17 protein-coding genes and 1 pseudogene are annotated in these 17,651 nt (G+C 34.8%); all 18 read left to right on the forward strand.

Translation table 11 applies throughout. The annotated features are described in order from the left end of the window. Positions 1 to 9: 9 nt before the first annotated feature. The 18 genes and pseudogenes from BUB42_RS09960 (at position 10) to BUB42_RS10045 (ending at position 15,459) form a co-directional block, all read left to right on the forward strand. A complete protein-coding gene (locus BUB42_RS09960) occupies positions 10 to 558 on the forward strand; it encodes an NADH-quinone oxidoreductase subunit B (protein ID WP_072988550.1) in 549 nt (182 codons plus the stop codon). Continuing rightward, a complete protein-coding gene (locus BUB42_RS09965) occupies positions 559 to 1,080 on the forward strand; it encodes an NADH-quinone oxidoreductase subunit C (RefSeq protein ID WP_073019745.1) in 522 nt (173 codons plus the stop codon). It abuts the gene before it with no gap. 3 nt (positions 1,081 to 1,083) lie between these two features. Beyond that, positions 1,084 to 1,383 carry a nucleotidyltransferase family protein gene (locus tag BUB42_RS09970; RefSeq protein WP_073019747.1) on the forward strand — a complete coding sequence of 100 codons (300 nt, stop codon included), beginning with the start codon at positions 1,084 to 1,086 and terminating at the stop codon, positions 1,381 to 1,383. A gap of 116 nt (positions 1,384 to 1,499) precedes the next feature. Then, positions 1,500 to 1,721, forward strand: coding sequence for a HepT-like ribonuclease domain-containing protein (locus BUB42_RS16875; RefSeq protein WP_317614899.1), 222 nt, complete (start codon positions 1,500 to 1,502; stop codon positions 1,719 to 1,721). After that, complete coding sequence (locus BUB42_RS09980) at positions 1,722 to 2,960, forward strand: NADH-quinone oxidoreductase subunit D (protein ID WP_073019749.1); 1,239 nt, start codon at positions 1,722 to 1,724, stop codon at positions 2,958 to 2,960. It begins immediately after the preceding gene. A gap of 133 nt (positions 2,961 to 3,093) precedes the next feature. Next, entirely contained in the window at positions 3,094 to 3,624 is a 531-nt protein-coding gene (locus BUB42_RS09985; RefSeq protein ID WP_073019751.1) for a complex I 24 kDa subunit family protein, read from the forward strand. Beyond that, the gene (locus BUB42_RS09990) at positions 3,625 to 3,918 is read left to right on the forward strand and encodes a nucleotidyltransferase family protein (protein ID WP_073019753.1); all 294 of its coding nucleotides are present in this window, start codon (positions 3,625 to 3,627) and stop codon (positions 3,916 to 3,918) included. Beyond that, a pseudogene (locus BUB42_RS16750) lies at positions 3,908 to 4,270 on the forward strand (HepT-like ribonuclease domain-containing protein). The gene BUB42_RS09990 and the pseudogene BUB42_RS16750 overlap by 11 nt, the downstream one beginning before the upstream one ends. Before the next feature lie 6 nt (positions 4,271 to 4,276). Beyond that, positions 4,277 to 5,644: an NADH-quinone oxidoreductase subunit NuoF gene (nuoF, locus tag BUB42_RS10000; protein WP_073019755.1), complete on the forward strand. Its 1,368-nt coding sequence runs from the start codon at positions 4,277 to 4,279 to the stop codon at positions 5,642 to 5,644. A 53-nt stretch (positions 5,645 to 5,697) separates the two neighbouring features. Next, positions 5,698 to 6,747, forward strand: a complete 1,050-nt coding sequence (locus BUB42_RS10005) for an NADH-quinone oxidoreductase subunit G (protein WP_073019756.1) — start codon at positions 5,698 to 5,700, stop codon at positions 6,745 to 6,747. After that, a complete protein-coding gene (nuoH, locus tag BUB42_RS10010) occupies positions 6,740 to 7,792 on the forward strand; it encodes an NADH-quinone oxidoreductase subunit NuoH (protein WP_073019758.1) in 1,053 nt (350 codons plus the stop codon). Before BUB42_RS10005 ends, nuoH begins: the two co-directional genes overlap by 8 nt. Positions 7,793 to 8,093: 301 nt before the next feature. Next, entirely contained in the window at positions 8,094 to 8,639 is a 546-nt protein-coding gene (locus BUB42_RS10015; protein WP_073019760.1) for a NuoI/complex I 23 kDa subunit family protein, read from the forward strand. Beyond that, positions 8,639 to 9,151, forward strand: coding sequence for an NADH-quinone oxidoreductase subunit J family protein (locus BUB42_RS10020; protein ID WP_073019761.1), 513 nt, complete (start codon positions 8,639 to 8,641; stop codon positions 9,149 to 9,151). Before BUB42_RS10015 ends, BUB42_RS10020 begins: the two co-directional genes overlap by 1 nt. A 1-nt stretch (position 9,152) precedes the next feature. Then, positions 9,153 to 9,473: an NADH-quinone oxidoreductase subunit NuoK gene (gene nuoK / locus BUB42_RS10025; RefSeq protein WP_073019763.1), complete on the forward strand. Its 321-nt coding sequence runs from the start codon at positions 9,153 to 9,155 to the stop codon at positions 9,471 to 9,473. Between the two features lie 6 nt (positions 9,474 to 9,479). Next, positions 9,480 to 11,363 carry an NADH-quinone oxidoreductase subunit L gene (gene nuoL / locus BUB42_RS10030; protein WP_073019875.1) on the forward strand — a complete coding sequence of 628 codons (1,884 nt, stop codon included), beginning with the start codon at positions 9,480 to 9,482 and terminating at the stop codon, positions 11,361 to 11,363. Positions 11,364 to 11,372: 9 nt separating this feature from the next. Then, a complete protein-coding gene (locus BUB42_RS10035) occupies positions 11,373 to 12,815 on the forward strand; it encodes a complex I subunit 4 family protein (RefSeq protein ID WP_073019765.1) in 1,443 nt (480 codons plus the stop codon). An 11-nt stretch (positions 12,816 to 12,826) separates the two neighbouring features. After that, entirely contained in the window at positions 12,827 to 14,197 is a 1,371-nt protein-coding gene (locus BUB42_RS10040) for an NADH-quinone oxidoreductase subunit N (RefSeq protein WP_073019766.1), read from the forward strand. A gap of 545 nt (positions 14,198 to 14,742) precedes the next feature. Beyond that, positions 14,743 to 15,459, forward strand: a complete 717-nt coding sequence (locus BUB42_RS10045; protein WP_073019877.1) for a DsbA family oxidoreductase — start codon at positions 14,743 to 14,745, stop codon at positions 15,457 to 15,459. The last annotated feature ends 2,192 nt before the right edge of the window (positions 15,460 to 17,651 follow it).

Raw genomic sequence — 17,651 nt, forward strand, 5'->3', positions numbered from 1 at the left:
AATATCAAGATGAGCGATTCAAAAATAAATATGGTTGCCCCTCCAGAAGGAGTCGTAGGTGAAGGATTTTTCGCTACGAAACTAAACGATGTTGTGGGTATGGCTCGAGCTAATTCATTATGGCCACTGCCTTTTGCAACATCTTGTTGCGGTATTGAGTTTATGGCAACAATGGCTTCGCATTACGATTTAGCACGTTTTGGTTCAGAGCGTGTGAGTTTTTCTCCACGTCAAGCGGATATGCTAATGGTTATGGGGACAATATCTAAAAAAATGGCGCCAATTTTACGTCAGGTTTACGAGCAAATGACAGAACCTCGTTGGGTTATAGCGGTGGGAGCTTGTGCAAGTTCTGGTGGTATTTTTGACACGTATTCCACCTTACAAGGAATTGACAAAGTTATTCCTGTAGATGTTTACGTTCCTGGTTGCCCGCCACGTCCGGAGCAAATTATTGATGGAGTAATGAAATTACAAGAATTAGTAAGAACTGAATCCGTGCGTAGAAGAAGTTCTCCTGAGTATCAAGAACTATTGGCATCTTATAATATCAAATAAATGGCTTTAGAAGCAATTCAAATTCAAGAGAAAATTAATGAAACATTTGGTTTAAATGTTTTTAATTACAATCAAGAAAAAGATATTTTTTCATTCGAATCAACAGCTGATTCAATTACAGCTTTAATACTTTTTTTGAAAAACGATCCGGATTTACGATTCCATTTCTTAACTGATCTTTGCGCGATTCATTATCCAGATAACGAATTAAGTAGACAGTTTGCAGTAGTGTATCACATGCACAACTGGTATGAAAACAAACGAATAAAAATCAAAGTTTACATCGACGGTGTTAATCCAAAAATTAGAACGATCTCAAATATTTTCCGATGTTCAAATTGGATGGAAAGAGAAGCTTATGATTTTTACGGAATTGATTTTATTGGACATCCACAGTTAAAACGTATTTTGAATATGGATGAGATGATTTCATTTCCAATGCGTAAGGAATTTCCAATGGAAGACAGCGGAAGAACTGATAAGGATGATCGTTTCTTTGGAAGAACAACCGATAATAATTAGAAAATGAAAATAATTGAAAAAAATAAAGCAAAATTAAATGCGCTGTGTGAACAGCATCATGTGAAGCAATTGTTTTTATTTGGTTCAATTTTAACTGATAAATTTAATGATGAAAGTGACATTGATATGTTAATTCAGTTTTCATCAGTATATTTAAAAGAATATTTTGATAATTATATGGATTTTAAAGAAAAAATAGAAATATTATTAAACAGAAATGTTGATTTAGTTGAAAATCAAGCAATTAAAAATCCAATTTTCAGGAGAATAGTAGATCGTGAAAAACAACTAATCTATGGATGAAAAGATTTTAAAATCTTTATTTGATATAAAATTAGCGATAGGAAATCGATGATTTTTTAGTTACTAACGGAAAATCGTTCTTTGAATATAGAAATAACACTCTTTTAAAAAGAGGGATTGAAAGAAATCTTGAAATAATTGGCGAAGCAGTAAACAGAATTTTGAAGGAAAATTCAAATTTTAAAATTGCTAACTCAAAAAGGATTATAGGATTACGAAATCAGATTATACATTCTTACGATAATATATCTGATGAGAATATTTGGAGCATTGTGATTAATCATCTTCCAAATTTAAAAATAGAAATTGAAGAAAAAATAAATAATTCAACATTATAAATGTCAGAACTATTATTACCACCGGAGCATCGTTATGCTAAAAGAATAAAAGAGCAACTAAATGAAGATGGAAGCGAGCTTTCAATCTTGAATTTAGGGCCAACGCACCCTGCAACACATGGTATTTTTCAAAATATCTTGTTGATGGATGGAGAACGCATCTTAGAGGCTGAACCAACTATTGGTTACATACACAGAGCTTTTGAAAAAATAGCTGAAAATCGTCCATTTTATCAAATTACTCCACTTACTGATAGGATGAATTACTGTTCATCGCCTATAAATAATATGGGATGGTGGATGACATTAGAAAAATTGTTAGATATTGAAGTTCCTAAAAGAGCGCAATATTTAAGGGTTATCGTTATGGAGCTTGCTAGAATTACAGATCACATTATTTGTAATTCAATTTTAGGAGTTGATACTGGAGCCTACACTGGATTTTTATATGTATTTCAATTTAGAGAGAAGATATACGAAATTTACGAGGAGATTTGTGGTGCGCGTTTGACTACAAATATGGGTCGGATTGGTGGTTTTGAAAGAGACTGGTCTCCAGAAGCATTCAGAAAACTAGATGTTTTCTTGGAGGAATTTCCTCCTGCTTGGCAAGAATTTGAAAATCTATTTGTTCGAAATAGAATCTTTATTGATAGAACAGTAGATGTAGGTCCAATCACTGCTGAAAAAGCGATGAATTATGGTTTTACGGGTCCAAATTTAAGAGCGACAGGAGTCGATTATGATGTAAGAGTAGCGCAACCCTATTCTTCTTATGAGGATTTTGATTTCATTGTTCCTGTTGGAAAATCAGGCGATACTTATGATCGTTTTTGCGTTCGTAATGCTGAGGTTTGGGAAAGTTTGAGTATTATTCGACAGGCACTTGCTAAAATGCCAGAAGGGAATGAATTTCATGCTGATGTTCCTGATTATTACCTTCCACCAAAAGAAGACGTTTACACCAATATGGAATCTTTAATTTACCATTTCAAAATTGTAATGGGAGAAGTTCCTATTCCAGTTGCTGAGATTTATCATCCGGTTGAAGGTGGAAACGGAGAATTAGGTTTTTATTTAGTAACAGATGGTAGTCGTACTCCATATAGATTGCATTTCCGTAGACCTTGCTTTATTTATTACCAAGCCTATCCTGAAATGATTGAAGGCGCTTTACTTTCTGACGCTATTGTTATCTTATCAAGTATGAACGTTATTGCTGGGGAATTAGACGCGTAAGGTGAGTGAAGATTTTAGATTAACGGCTCGATAACGATCGGGATTGATTTCAGATTTAAAAAAAAATAGCAGATTTAACAAATCCAAAAAAAAATATTTGTGACTTTGCGCCTTTGTGGCAAAAAAAATAATAATGGAAAGAACACATCACAAACAAGAAATAAATATAACTGAAACATTGATAAATAGAATCAATGAACTAATTAGTTATTATCCAGAAGATAAAAGAAAATCAGCATTATTACCAGTATTACATGAAGTTCAAGATGCTCATGATAACTGGTTGAGTATTGAACTGATGGATAAAGTAGCCGAAATTATTCAAATTAAACCTATTGAGGTTTATGAAGTGGTTTCGTTTTATACAATGTACAATCAAAGACCTATCGGAAAATATATGTTTGAGTTTTGTCAAACTTCTCCTTGCTGCTTAAATGGCGTAGAAGATTTGATGGATTATACTTGTGAAAAATTAGGTATAAAAGTAGGTGAACCTACAGCAGATGGTCTTTTTGAAGTGAGAGGAGTAGAATGTTTAGGTGCTTGTGGCTATGCTCCTATGATGCAGTTAGGTGATTTTTACAAAGAACATCTAACTAAAGAAAAAGTAGATCAATTAATTGAAGATTGTAAAGACGGTAAAATAGTTTTATTAGATAAATAAATGAAATTAACACTCGAACAGATAGATCAAATAAAGATTTTCTTTTCAGACAAACCTGTTAAGAAAGTATATCTTTTTGGTTCTTATGCGAGAGGAGAAGCGAATGAAAATAGTGATGTTGATTTATTAATTGACTGGGATTATTCTAGGATTATAGGATTGGATTATGTTTTTTGGTGGGAAGAAATAAAGGAGTTATTGCATAAAGATGTTGATTTTGTCTCGTTAAAGTATGTCTCTCCGCTGATAGAAAATTATGTAAACGAAGACAAAATATTGATCTATGAGGCATAATTTAACTAATAAAAATAGAATTGAACATATTATTGATTCGATTACAGATTTGGAAAGCTTTCTTTATAACGTTAGTTTTGAAGAATTTTCGAATAACAAAGAAAAGATTTTAGCAGTTGAACGTTCCTTGGAAATTATAGGAGAAGCATCAAATAATATTTCAGAATAAATCATAATGGATCCTGATAATTCTGCGCCGTAGCGACAGATAATAAATACCAGAAATTTGATAGTGCACGAATATTTTAGAGTTGACATCGAAATCATTTATAAGATTGCAACAAATAATATTATTCCTTTGAAAAAGGATATTGAAAAAATAGTAAAAAATTTAGATAAATATTTACCATAAATAAAAATGGGAAGACAAATATTATTAGACAAAATAAACATCCCTGGCATAAAAACTTATGATGTTTACCGTGCAAACGGAGGATATAGCTCAGTAGAGAAAGCACTAAAAACCTTAACGCCTGACGAAGTAGTTGAAGAAGTAAAAACTTCGGGATTACGTGGTCGTGGTGGTGCGGGTTTCCCTGCTGGTATGAAATGGAGTTTCATTGATAAAAAATCAGGAAAGCCAAGACATTTAGTGTGCAATGCCGATGAGTCAGAACCGGGAACTTTCAAGGATCGTTATTTAATGGAATTTATCCCTCATTTATTGATCGAAGGAATGATAACTTCTAGTTATGCATTGGGTGCAAATCTCTCTTATATTTATATTCGTGGCGAATATATGTGGATTTACAAAATATTAGAAAAAGCCATCAACGAAGCTAAAGCAGCAGGATTTTTGGGTAAAAATATATTAGGTTCGGGTTTCGACTTAGATTTATATGTTCATTGCGGTGCTGGAGCTTATATTTGTGGTGAAGAAACTGCGCTGATTGAATCATTAGAAGGTAAAAGAGGTAATCCTCGCATCAAACCACCATTTCCTGCTATTTCAGGATTGTGGTCAAATCCTACTGTTGTAAATAATGTAGAAACAATTGCCGCTGTGCCTTGGATTGTAAATAATTCAGGTGCTGAGTATGCAAAAATTGGAATTGGAAGGTCAACAGGAACCAAATTAATCTCGGCTTCTGGACACATTAAAAATCCAGGTGTTTACGAAATAGAAATGGGATTAAGTGTTTATGAATTCATGAATTCTGATGAATATTTAGGAGGAATGAGTTCTGATAGACCTTTGAAAGCCTTTGTACCTGGAGGAAGTTCTGTTCCTGTATTGCCGGCGCATTTAATTTATAAAACTGTAAATGGTGAAGATCGTTTGATGTCTTATGAATCATTAAGTGATGGAGGTTTTGCAACAGGCTCTATGTTAGGCTCAGGAGGATTTATTGTTTATAATGATACTTCATGTATCGTGCGTAATACATGGAATTTCTCTCGTTTTTACCACCATGAAAGTTGCGGACAATGTTCTCCTTGTCGCGAAGGAACTGGGTGGATGGAAAAAGTTTTGCACAGAATTGAAAATGGTCACGGCCGTGAAGAAGATATTGATTTGCTTTTAAGTATTCAAAGTAAAATTGAAGGAAATACAATTTGTCCACTTGGTGACGCAGCAGCATGGCCAGTGGCAGCGGCGATTCGTCATTTTAGAGATGAATTTGAATATCACATTCGTTTTCCAGAAAAAATAAAAAATAGAGATCACTTTGTTGCTGAGCCTTTTGATAAAGTAAAGCACTTAGTTGCTAAAGAATTGGTTTAAGATTTTTGATTTCAGAATTAAGATACTCCACTGGAGTTAAACATTAGTAGATAATGAAAGTAACAATAGACGGTCAGTCAATAGAAGTAGAACCAGGAACCACAATCCTGCAGGCAGCACGTATGATAGGAGGAGAAGTAGTTCCGCCTGCGATGTGTTATTATTCTAAATTAAAAGGGAGCGGTGGAAAATGCCGTTGTTGTTTAGTAGAAGTTGCAAAAGGAAGTGAAGCTGATCCAAGACCAATGCCAAAATTAATGGCCTCTTGTGTGACGGGTTGTATGGATGGAATGGAAGTTAATAGCAAATCTTCGCCACGTGTACAAGAAGCTAGAAAGTCAGTAACTGAATTTTTGTTAATCAATCACCCATTAGATTGTCCCGTATGCGATCAAGCTGGTGAATGTGATTTACAAAATTTAAGTTTTGAGCACGGAAAATCAGAGAGTCGCTTTGTAGAAGAAAAGAGGACATTTGAACCAGAAAATATTGGTGAAAATATTCAACTTCACATGAATCGTTGCATTCTTTGCTATCGTTGTGTGATGGTTGCCGATCAGTTGACGGACGACCGCGTACACGGTGTGATGGATAGAGGCGATCATTCTAATATTTCGACCTGTATTTCTAAAGCAATTGACAATGAGTTCTCTGGAAATATGATAGATGTTTGTCCAGTAGGAGCATTAACAGATAAAACTTTTAGATTCAAATCTAGAGTTTGGTTCAACAAACCTTACAATGCGCACAGAGATTGTGATAAATGTTGTGGAAAAACAACGGTTTGGATGTTTGGTGACGAAATTCAACGTGTAACAGGTAGAAAGGATGAGTACCACGAAGTGGAAGAATTCATTTGTAATACCTGTCGTTTTGATAAAAAAGAAGTAACGGATTGGGTAATTGAAGGACCAAGAGTTTTCGAAAAAGATTCGGTTATTAATCAAAACAATTATACTCGAAAATTAGAAAAAGTTGAAATCGCTACTGAGGAGAAAATACTTTTAGGTAGAGAAGAAGACCGTAAAAAAATAAGTATGGCAGAATTCCCGTTGACGGCGGAAGACATTATAAATCAAAAAAGCTTGAGCAATAATGGATAGTACTTTTATCATAGAGAAAAGTGTAGTAATTGTTACTGTATTTGCGTTGACAATGCTAATGGCAATGTATTCTACCTGGGCTGAACGAAAAGTAGCCGCCTGGCTTCAAGATCGTGTTGGTCCTAACAGAGCCGGTCCAATGGGACTTTTCCAACCACTTGCTGACGGATTAAAATTGTTTGCTAAAGAGGAATTTGAACCCAACACACCCAACAGATTTTTGTTTTTTGTAGGTCCTGCTATCGCTATGAGTACGGCTTTAATGACAAGTGCCGTTATTCCTTGGGGTGATCGATTGCATTTGTTTGGTAGAGATATCTTGCTACAAGCTACTGATTTAAATATTGGTCTACTCTATTTTTTCGGAGTGGTTTCGGTGGGTATTTACGGAATAATGATAGGTGGATGGGCTTCCAATAATAAGTTTTCGTTGATTGGGTCAGTTCGTGCTGCATCACAGATGGTTTCCTATGAAATTGCAATGGGACTTTCTATCATTGCATTGTTGATGATGACTGGAACACTAAGTTTAAAAGAAATTTCAGTTCAACAAGCAGGAATGGACTGGAATGTATTTTACCAACCATTATCGTTTATTATATTTCTAATTTGCGCATTTGCGGAGGCTAACAGAACACCTTTTGATTTGCCGGAATGTGAAACTGAATTAATTGGTGGTTATCACACGGAATACTCCTCCATGAAAATGGGCTTTTTCCTTTTTGCTGAGTATGCTAATATGTTTATTTCATCAACACTTTTAGCAGTTTTATTCTTTGGAGGTTACAATTATCCAGGAATGAGTTGGGCTGTTGAAAATTGGGGTGTAAATATTGCGAATATAATAGGATTTGGCGCTTTGTTTGTTAAACTTTGCGGTTTTATATTTTTCTTTATGTGGGTGCGATGGACTATTCCAAGATTTAGATATGATCAATTGATGCATTTGGGGTGGAAAATATTAATTCCGTTATCGATTATAAATATTGTAATTACTGGAATTGTAATTTTGAGAGCTGATTTAGCTGCCTTTTTAGGATTATAAAGGTCCATTAACCTCCGACAATTTAGATGCTAAATTGTAAATTGAAGAGTTAAAAAAAAATTGATTAATCACGATACGAAAATTGAATTGGTTTTTAATTATCATGATGGACTAGTTTAAAGATAGGAGAAGAAGGTGGAGAAAATGAGGAGTGGTTTTAAAAAATAAAAGTTGAGTTCAACGTAAATGTTATTTAATACTCGAATGTCTAGCCCTGATAGTAGTGAAAATCCTTTTAAAAGCGATAGCGATTAAAAGATTGTAGCGGATAGCAGGATTAAGCTTCAAAAAAAAATAGAAAATGTCAATAGAAACTATATCCTTATCGGGAAGAAAAAAAGTGGTCTCCAATAAAGAGATGACTTTTTGGGAGAGATTATATCTTGTTGCAATAGCTAAGGGATTGATAATTACAATTCAGCACTTGTTCACTAGAAAAGTAACTATTAAATATCCTGAACAAGAGCGAGTAATGAGTCCTGTGTATCGTGGTCAACACATGTTAAAACGTGATGAGCAAGGTAGAGAAAACTGTACCGCCTGTGGATTATGTGCTTTATCGTGTCCAGCTGAAGCAATTACAATGAAGGCCGAGGAACGTAAACCAGACGAAAAGCATTTGTACAGAGAAGAAAAATACGCCTCGATATATGAAATTAATATGTTGCGATGTATTTTTTGTGGGTTGTGTGAAGAAGCATGTCCAAAAGATGCTATATACTTAACCACTTCAAAAGTATTAGTACCTTCAAGTTACGAAAGAGAAGATTTCATTTTTGGAAAAGATAAATTAGTTATGCCTTTAGATATGGCAATGAAAAACGCTCAACTTAAAAACGCTAATTAATGTCTCTAGTACTTATCATTTTTTCCGTGTTGTCTGCTATCACTTTGGCAACTGCATTTTTAACCATATTTAGTAAAAATCCAATTCATAGTGCTATCTATTTGGTGATTTGTTTTTTCTCAATTGCAGGTCATTATTTATTATTAAATGCGCAGTTCCTCGCAATAGTGCACGTTATTGTTTACTCTGGTGCAATTATGATTTTGTTTTTATTCACCATTATGTTAATGAATTTGAACGAACAACGGGAAGTGCACCGGCCAAGAATTACGCGATTAGGAGCGATTGTTTCTTTTTGTTTGATCTGTCTGGTTTTAATTGCAATCTTTATTAATTCAAAACCTATCGTGGGTGAATACACGACCACTGGTGAGGATTACCAATCTATCAAAGTACTTGGTAAAGTATTGTTGAATGAATATATGGTTCCATTTGAATTTGCTTCTATACTACTTTTAGTTGCTATGATTGGCGCTGTTTTATTGTCGAAAAAAGAAAAATTAGAAAAGTAATATGAATAATATTTTAAACCACATTGGTATAGAAAATTATATATTTCTTAGCGTGATACTTTTTTGTATTGGCGTTTTTGGAGTATTGTATAGACGAAATGCCATAATTGTATTTATGTCCATTGAAATAATGTTGAATGCCGTAAATCTTTTGTTTGTTGCTTTTTCTACTTATCATCAAGATGCGGAAGGACAAGTTTTCGTATTCTTTTCGATGGCTGTAGCTGCAGCTGAAGTTGCTGTAGGATTAGCAATTTTAGTTTCTATTTTTAGAAACTTAGGCTCAATTACTATCGATAATTTAAAAAACTTAAAAGGATAAATGGAAATGAATACCAATATAGCTTTAGTTTTAGTTCTCGCTCCCCTTTTAGGATTTTTAGTCAATGTTTTTTTCGGAAAAAGTTTAGGAAAAACACTTTCGGGTATCATAGGAACAGTTACCGTTTTTATATCTTTTATTGCTACCGCTTATTTCTTTGGCGGTATATCGACACAACCACAAGGAATTAAAATTTCTCTTTTTGATTGGATCCAAATCAGTAATTTTTCGGTTGATTTTGGTTTTCAGTTGGATCAACTGTCTATTTTATGGTTGCTTTTTGTAACTGGAATTGGAACGTTAATTCATATGTATTCGATTAGTTACATGCATGAGGATGATAACATGCACAAGTTTTTTGCTTACCTAAATTTGTTTATATTCTTTATGATCATGTTAGTAATAGGTAGTAACTTATTAGTACTATTTATTGGTTGGGAAGGTGTAGGTCTTTGTTCGTACTTGTTGATTGGATTTTGGTACAAAAACCAAGAATACAATGACGCTGCAAAGAAAGCTTTTATAATGAATAGAATAGGTGATTTAGGTTTATTAGTCGGAATTTTCATCATTGGTAATTTATTCTCCACTTTAGATTATGCTTCTTTAAAAACAGCTATTTCAAGTGCTACTGATCTTGATATGTACATGCTTTCTATCGCTGCTTTTGCCCTTTTTATTGGAGCTTGCGGAAAATCAGCACAAATACCTTTATACACATGGTTGCCAGATGCGATGGCTGGACCTACGCCAGTTTCGGCATTAATTCATGCTGCAACGATGGTAACTGCAGGAATTTTTATGATTACAAGGTTGAATTTTATATTCGATTTAACTCCTTTTGTGCAAACGATTATAGCTATTGTTGGCGCTGTAACTGCTCTAGTCGCAGCTACAATAGGGTTAGTGCAAAATGACATCAAGAAAGTTTTAGCGTATTCTACAGTTTCACAATTAGGATTAATGTTTTTAGCTTTGGGATTGGGCGCCTATGAAGTTGCGGTTTTTCATGTTATCACACATGCTTTTTTCAAAGCTTGTTTATTCTTAGGATCTGGTTCAGTTATTCACGCTTTACATGGAGAGCAAGACATGCGTAATATGGGTGGATTGAAAAAAGCAATGCCTATTACCTTTGCAACAATGTTAATTGCTTCATTAGCCATTTCAGGAGTGCCATTATTTTCTGGTTTTTTCTCGAAGGATGAAATTTTGTTAGTAGCTTTTCATCAAAGCATTCCGTTGTGGATTGTTGCTTCAATAGCATCTATTATGACTGCTTTTTATATGTTCCGATTAATGTTTCTCACCTTCTTTAAAGAATTTAGAGGAACTGCTGAACAAAAAAGTCATTTACATGAAAGTCCAGCTTTAATTACTGCTCCATTAATAATTTTAGCGATTCTTGCCACAATTGGTGGATTGATTAGTTTGCCTGGTAACAGCTGGTTGAATGAGTATTTAACACCTATTTTACCAAAACTGGCAACTGCTGAACATCATTTAGGAACTACTGAATATATTTTAATGGCAATTGCTGTAATAGGTGGAATAATAGGAATTGCTTTGGCTTATGCCAAATATATCAAGCAAAATTCAGTTCCTGTTGCAGATGCTGAAATTTCAGGATTTTCTAAAGTGCTTTACAATAAATATTACGTTGATGAATTCTATGATGCTCTATTTGTGAAACCAATTAACGTTTTGTCTCGTTTTTTTAGAGATACAATTGAAACTGGGTTGTCATCATTAGTTTTTGGATTCGGGAAATTGACTAACGAACTAAGTTATCAAGGAAAGAAAATACAAACTGGAAGTATAGGTTTATATCTTTTTGCATTTGTGTTAGGGCTTTGTGCCATTGTTTCTTATTTATTTTTAGCCCAATAATTTTTTATTATGAACGTATCTCTTATATTAATTATACTCTTAGTTGGAGCCTTTGCGACTTTTCTCTCGGGAGATAAGCTGGCTTCAAAAGTGTCTTTATTTTTTAGTTTAGCCGCGGCAGGTTGTTCTATTGTATTGCTAACACATTATAATGCGGGCGAGAATATTAGTTTAATCACTCAATGGATTACAAAACCAAATGTCTCTTTCGCTCTTAAAGCCGATGGTTTATCAATGGCAATGCTATTATTAACGACGGTTTTAACAGTAATTATTATTTTTTCCTCGTTTGGAAATCAATATAAAAATTCCAAATCCTTTTATGCGCTAATCTTATTTATGTCATTTGCTATGGCTGGAACTTTCCTAGCCTCTGATGGATTACTGTATTACGTTTTTTGGGAATTAGCTTTAATTCCTATTTACTTTATCGCATTAATTTGGGGTAATGGAGATTTAGAGGAGCGTAAAAAAGCGGTGGTTAAATTCTTTATTTACACGCTGGCTGGATCGTTGTTTATGCTAGTTGCATTTATTTATTTGTACCAACAGGCAGGAAGCTTTTTATTAGAAGATTTATATAAACTTGAATTATCTGAGACGGAACAATTGTGGATATTCTTGGCATTCTTTTTAGCGTATGCGATCAAGATTCCTTTAATCCCTTTCCACACTTGGCAGGCGAATGTATATCAAAAATCGCCAACCGTAGGAACAATGCTATTATCAGGTATAATGCTAAAAATGGGATTGTATAGCGTTATTCGTTGGCAACTTCCTCTGACTTCTTTAGCGGCAGCAGAATATAAATATATTTTCATTGGACTGGGAATTGCAGGAGTTATTTACGGTTCGATTGTAGCTTTAAAGCAAAATGATTTAAAGAAATTATTAGCTTATTCTTCACTAGCGCACGTAGGTTTGATTGCTGCTGGAACTTATACGTTGACGATCGACGGTTTGCGTGGAGCAGTTTTGCAAATGATCGCACACGGTTTTGTTGTTGTTGGATTGTTTTATGCGGCTGAAATCATTTTTAGAAGGTACGAAACTCGAACTATTGCTGATATGGGCGGTATTCGGGTTCAAGCGCCACGATTGGCATCGATGTTTTTACTTTTGGTTTTAGCATCTGTTGCATTACCTACAACTTTTAATTTCATAGGTGAGTTTACAGTTTTGTACAGTTTGTACCAAGTGAATATTTGGTTTGCTGTTTTAGGTGGTACAACCATAATATTAGGAGCTTACTATATGTTGAAAATGTATCAGCATTCGATGTTAGGCGAAACAAATGTAAAAGTGTTTGCTGATGTAACGGTAAATGAAGGAATAACTATGGTTGCAATAATTGGAATATTGTTCTTTTTTGGGATGTATCCAAAGCCGATTACGGATTTAATTACACCAAGTTTAGAAGAAATACTAATACAAATTAATAGAATCAACTAGTCAGATAAAAAATGAATACATTAATAGCTATAATCGGATTAGGTGTTTTATGCCTTCTATTTGAAATTTTTAATTTAAGAAAAGCTCTTGTGCCTGTTACAATCATTGGATTGTTAGCAGTGCTAGGTTTAACTATTTCTGAATTTAATTCCACTGAAAGTTATTACAGCAATATGATTGTTGTGAGTAAATTTTCAACTACGTTTTCTTCACTATTCATCATTCTTACTATCTTATTAGTAGCATTGAGCGGCAATTTTTACGAAAAGCATCCCACTAAGATTTCAGATTATGTGGCCATCAAAATATTTCTACTTGCAGGATCAGTTGCGATGGTTTCTTTTGGGAATTTATCAATGTTCTTTCTAGGAATCGAAGTTCTTTCAATAGCTCTATATATCCTCGCTGCAAGTGACCGATTAAATTTAAAAAGCAATGAAGCTGGAATGAAGTATTTCTTGATGGGTTCTTTTGCTTCAGGGATAATCCTTTTTGGTATTTGTTTAATTTATGGTGCGATGGGAAGTTTTGATGTAATTGAAATCAGTGAAATGTCCCGTTCTGCTGAATTGCCAGTTTGGTTTCCAATAGGTATTGTGTTAGTTACGATTGGCATGTTGTTTAAAATCGCAGCAGTTCCTTTTCACTTTTGGGCTCCAGATGTTTATGAAGGATCACCAACGATGACTACAGCTCTTATGAGCACGCTAGCTAAAGTTGTTGCAATGGCGACTTTATACAAGTTACTTTCTGTTTTAAATGCTGATTTATCGGAGTCATTCAAAATTATAATTGTTATTATATCAATCGCCTCAATGACTGTTGGTAATATTATGGCTTTGCGCCAAACTAATGTGAAACGGATGCTGGCATTTTCTGGAATTTCGCATGCAGGCTTTATGTTAATGACGTTGCTAAGTTTATCAACATCGGCGGGAAGCCTATTGTATTACGCTTCTGCTTATGCACTGTCAGGAATCGCAGCTTTTAGTGTGATTATTTATGTTTGTAAAAATAGAGATAATGAAGATATAGTTAATTTCCATGGTTTAGGTAGAAATAATCCTATATTAGCGGCCGTTTTAACTGCGTCATTGTTATCAATGGCTGCAATCCCAATTTTTGCTGGCTTTTTTGCCAAGTTGGTGCTTTTTAGTGATGTCATTGAAGCAGGATATCTATATTTAGTAATAATAGCAGTTATCAATTCTATAATAAGTGTTGGTTATTATTTCAGATTGATGTTGGCTATGTACACTAAGGAGCCTAATGAAGAACGAAAAGCAACACCATTCATTATCTATGCGGTAGCAGTAACTGCGATTGTTTTGAATATTGCTTTAGGGTTATATCCTTCTTTCGTATTGGATTTATTGGCTTAAGCCAAATCGTTTTATATATTGGAAAAACCATCAAGATATTTTTGATGGTTTTTTTATTGTTGATAATTGATGGGCGCGGTGGTTGATTCTTGCCACGAAGGCACAAAGGCTCAAAGTTTTGATTAGTTGTAAATAATATTTGTAGAGAGTATTGCAAATGTTTTAGCTCGCTACTTTGTGGCCGATAGGTAGGTTAAAAAAAGTGTAAATTTAAGCCATTACTAGGACTAAATTCTAGGGACTAATCAGAAGGACTAATCACTAATCACTAAGGACTAATCTCAACTATTTGAAGCTTCTAATAAAGGTTAGCTTAGTGACTAAGAGCCTTAGTAGCAAAAAACATTACTTTGGTGTCAGCCGCAATATTAATATTTGGTTTGATACATTTTTATATCGATCTTATTCCAGCATGAAAGTGGTATATTTGTCAAATTAATTTAGTTACTTATCGCGATGAAAAGATCATTTTTATTTAGACCATAATCTTGATAATTCATAGAGGATTTAGAGTTATGGAAAAAGATATTTTAAAGAAAAACACAATGAAAAATAAATTGAAAATACAAATTTGGTCAGACATTATGTGTCCGTTTTGCTACATTGGAAAACGAAGAATCGAAGAATCTTTAGAGAAGTTTGAACATAAAAATTCAGTTGAGATTGAATGGAAAAGTTTTCAATTGGATGCTGGTTTTGTGGCTTCCGATGATGATAATATGGTAGATCATTTGGCAAATAAATATAGGAAAGATACTGTTTGGGCGCACGGAATGTTAGATGATATGACTCAAAATGCAAAAAATTCAGGATTGGATTTTAATTTTGAAAAAGCAGTCATGGCTAATTCATTGAATGCGCATCGATTGTTACATCTTGCTAAAAAGTATAGTCTCGCAAATGACTTAGAAGAATTATTGTTTAAGGCATACTTGACAGATGGTTTGAATATAAATAACTTGGCTACGCTAAAAGATTTAGGTCTTAAAGTGGGATTAGAAAGTCAAGAAATTGATGAAGTTTTACATTCTGATACGTATGCAAAAGAGGTTGCTGCAGATATTTTAGAAGCGCAAGCCATAGGTGTCCAAGGCGTTCCTTTTTATGTATTTGATAATAAATATTCGGTTTCTGGTGCACAGCATGTTGATACTTTTATAAGCACTTTAGAGAAAGTATGGCACGAAGGTAATTTTGTTTCAAAGCCAACCTTATTGAATAATACAGGTGGTGCTAGTTGCGGAATTGATGGTTGTGATTAGAGTGCAATAAACTTGCTCGATAATTCTGAGACGCTTCCAGCGTATCAAACTGCGTAGAGCGTATATGCTTCTATCTAACGGCATCCAGTTTATCATGCTGCAAGCGTGCCAACAATGTTGCTCCATTCCAAAATGCAGATCTAATTTGTCATGCTGGAAGCATCCCAATAATGTTGCTCCCTTCCTAAATGCCATCTAGTTTGTCAGGCTGCAAGCATCCCAATAATGTTGCTCGATAATGTTGTGACGCTTCCAGTGTGACAAACTAAGTAGAGCGTGTTTCCTTTTACTTTTTCTCTTAATTTGTCGTGCTGCAAGCATCCCAATAAAGTTGCTCGATATTGCCGAGAGCCTTCCAGCGTGACAAACTAAGTAGAGCGTGCTTCCTTTTGTTTTTTCTTCCAGTTTGTCATGCTGTAATCATCCCACTAAAGTTGCTCGATATTGTTGTGACTTTTCCAGTGTGACAAACTAAGTAGAGCGTGCTTCCTTTTATTTTTTCTCCTAATTTGTCATGCTGTAATCATCCTACTAAAGTTGCTCGATATTGTTGTGACTTTTCCAGTGTGACAAACTAAGTAGAGCGTGCTTCCTTTTATTTTTTCTCCTAGTTTGTCATGCTGAAAGCATCCCAATAAAGTTGCTCGATATTGTAGAGACGCTTCCACCGTGACAAGTTAAGTAGAGCGTGCTGCAAGCATCCCAATAATGTTGCTCGATAATGTTGAGACGCTTCCAGCGTGACAAATTGCGCGGAGCGTGCTGAAAGCACCCCAATTATGTTGCTCGATAATGTTGAGGCGCTTCCAGCGTGACAAACTGCGTAGAGTGTGCGTCTTGTTATTTTTTCTCCTAATTTGTCATGCTGCAAGCATCCCAATAATGTTGCTCGATAATGTTGAGACGCTTCCAGCGTGACAAACTGCGTAGAGCGTGCGTCTTTTGTTTTTTCTCCTAGCTTGTCATGCTGCAGGCATCCCAATAAGGTTGCTCCTTTCCAAAAAGCACATCTAATTTGTCATGCTCAAAGCATCCCAATAGTGTTGTTCGATAATGTTCATACGCTTACAGCGTGACAAACTGGGTAGAGCGTGCTTCCTTTTATTTTTTCTCCTAGTTTGTCATGCTGAAAGCATCCCAATAAAGTTGTTCGATAATGTTCAGACGCTTCCAGCGTGACAAACTGCGTAGTGCGTGCGTCTTTTGTTTTTTTCTCCTAATTTGTCATGCTGCAAGCATTCCAATAGTGTTGCTTTGTGCTTAAATGCGCATCTAGTTAGTCATGCTGAAAGCATCTCAATAATGTTGCTCGATATTGTCGAGACGCTTCCAGCGTGACAAACTGCGTAAAGTGTGCGTCTTGTTATTTTTTCTCCTAGTTTGTCATGCTGAAAGCATTCCAATAGTGTTGCTCAGTGCTTAAATGCACATCTAGTTAGTCATGCTGAAAGCATCCCAATAAAGTTGCTCGATATTGTCGAGACGCTTCCAGCGTGACAAACTGCGTAGTGCGTGCGTCTTTTGTTTTTTTCTCCTAATTTGTCATGCTGAAAGCATCCCAATAATGTTGCTTTGTGTTTAAATGCACATCTATTTAGTCATGCTGAAAGCATCTCAATAATGTTGCTCGATATTGTCGAGACGCTTCCAGCGTGACAAACTGCGTAGTGCGTGCGTTTTTTGTTTTTTTCTCCTAGTTTGTCATGCTGCAAGCATCCCAATAATGTTGCTCAGTGCTTAAATGCACATCTAGTTAGTCATGCTGAAAGCATCTCAATAATGTTGCTCGATATTGTCGAGACGCTTCCAGCGTGACAAATAGCATTGAGCGTGTTTCTTTTTATTTTCTTCGTGTTTGGCAGGCTGTAAGCATCCCAATAAAGTTGCTTCTTTCCAAAATGCACATCTGTTTTATCATGTTGTAATTATCCCAATATTGTTGCTCCATTCCAAAATGCACATCAACTTTGTCATGCTGAAAGCATCCCAATAATGTTGCTCAATAATGTCGAGACGCTTCTTCAAATACTTAAACTATTTCACCACAAAAACAATAAGGAAAGAATTAAATTTTTTGTCTTTGAAGATTTGAGAATAGTAAAATTTTACAACCAACAAACGATAATTAATAGAGTCTTACGGAAAACGTAATTTGGAGTTTGGTACTATTTTTTTTGTCAAATAAAATGTAA

It is taken from the genome of Flavobacterium micromati (assembly GCF_900129585.1).
GTDB lineage: Bacteria > Bacteroidota > Bacteroidia > Flavobacteriales > Flavobacteriaceae > Flavobacterium > Flavobacterium micromati.

Excerpts from the sequence above, each read along its gene's own strand:
- BUB42_RS09960 (WP_072988550.1), top strand. The coding sequence starts at position 10 with ATGAGCGATTCAAAAATAAATATGGTTGCCCCTCCAGAAGGAGTCGTA.
- BUB42_RS09965 (WP_073019745.1), top strand. The coding sequence starts at position 559 with ATGGCTTTAGAAGCAATTCAAATTCAAGAGAAAATTAATGAAACATTT.
- BUB42_RS09970 (WP_073019747.1), top strand. The coding sequence starts at position 1,084 with ATGAAAATAATTGAAAAAAATAAAGCAAAATTAAATGCGCTGTGTGAA.
- BUB42_RS09980 (WP_073019749.1), top strand. The coding sequence starts at position 1,722 with ATGTCAGAACTATTATTACCACCGGAGCATCGTTATGCTAAAAGAATA.
- BUB42_RS09985 (WP_073019751.1), top strand. The coding sequence starts at position 3,094 with ATGGAAAGAACACATCACAAACAAGAAATAAATATAACTGAAACATTG.
- BUB42_RS09990 (WP_073019753.1), top strand. The coding sequence starts at position 3,625 with ATGAAATTAACACTCGAACAGATAGATCAAATAAAGATTTTCTTTTCA.
- nuoF (WP_073019755.1), top strand. The coding sequence starts at position 4,277 with ATGGGAAGACAAATATTATTAGACAAAATAAACATCCCTGGCATAAAA.
- BUB42_RS10005 (WP_073019756.1), top strand. The coding sequence starts at position 5,698 with ATGAAAGTAACAATAGACGGTCAGTCAATAGAAGTAGAACCAGGAACC.
- nuoH (WP_073019758.1), top strand. The coding sequence starts at position 6,740 with ATGGATAGTACTTTTATCATAGAGAAAAGTGTAGTAATTGTTACTGTA.
- BUB42_RS10015 (WP_073019760.1), top strand. The coding sequence starts at position 8,094 with ATGTCAATAGAAACTATATCCTTATCGGGAAGAAAAAAAGTGGTCTCC.
- BUB42_RS10020 (WP_073019761.1), top strand. The coding sequence starts at position 8,639 with ATGTCTCTAGTACTTATCATTTTTTCCGTGTTGTCTGCTATCACTTTG.
- nuoK (WP_073019763.1), top strand. The coding sequence starts at position 9,153 with ATGAATAATATTTTAAACCACATTGGTATAGAAAATTATATATTTCTT.
- nuoL (WP_073019875.1), top strand. The coding sequence starts at position 9,480 with ATGAATACCAATATAGCTTTAGTTTTAGTTCTCGCTCCCCTTTTAGGA.
- BUB42_RS10035 (WP_073019765.1), top strand. The coding sequence starts at position 11,373 with ATGAACGTATCTCTTATATTAATTATACTCTTAGTTGGAGCCTTTGCG.
- BUB42_RS10040 (WP_073019766.1), top strand. The coding sequence starts at position 12,827 with ATGAATACATTAATAGCTATAATCGGATTAGGTGTTTTATGCCTTCTA.
- BUB42_RS10045 (WP_073019877.1), top strand. The coding sequence starts at position 14,743 with ATGAAAAATAAATTGAAAATACAAATTTGGTCAGACATTATGTGTCCG.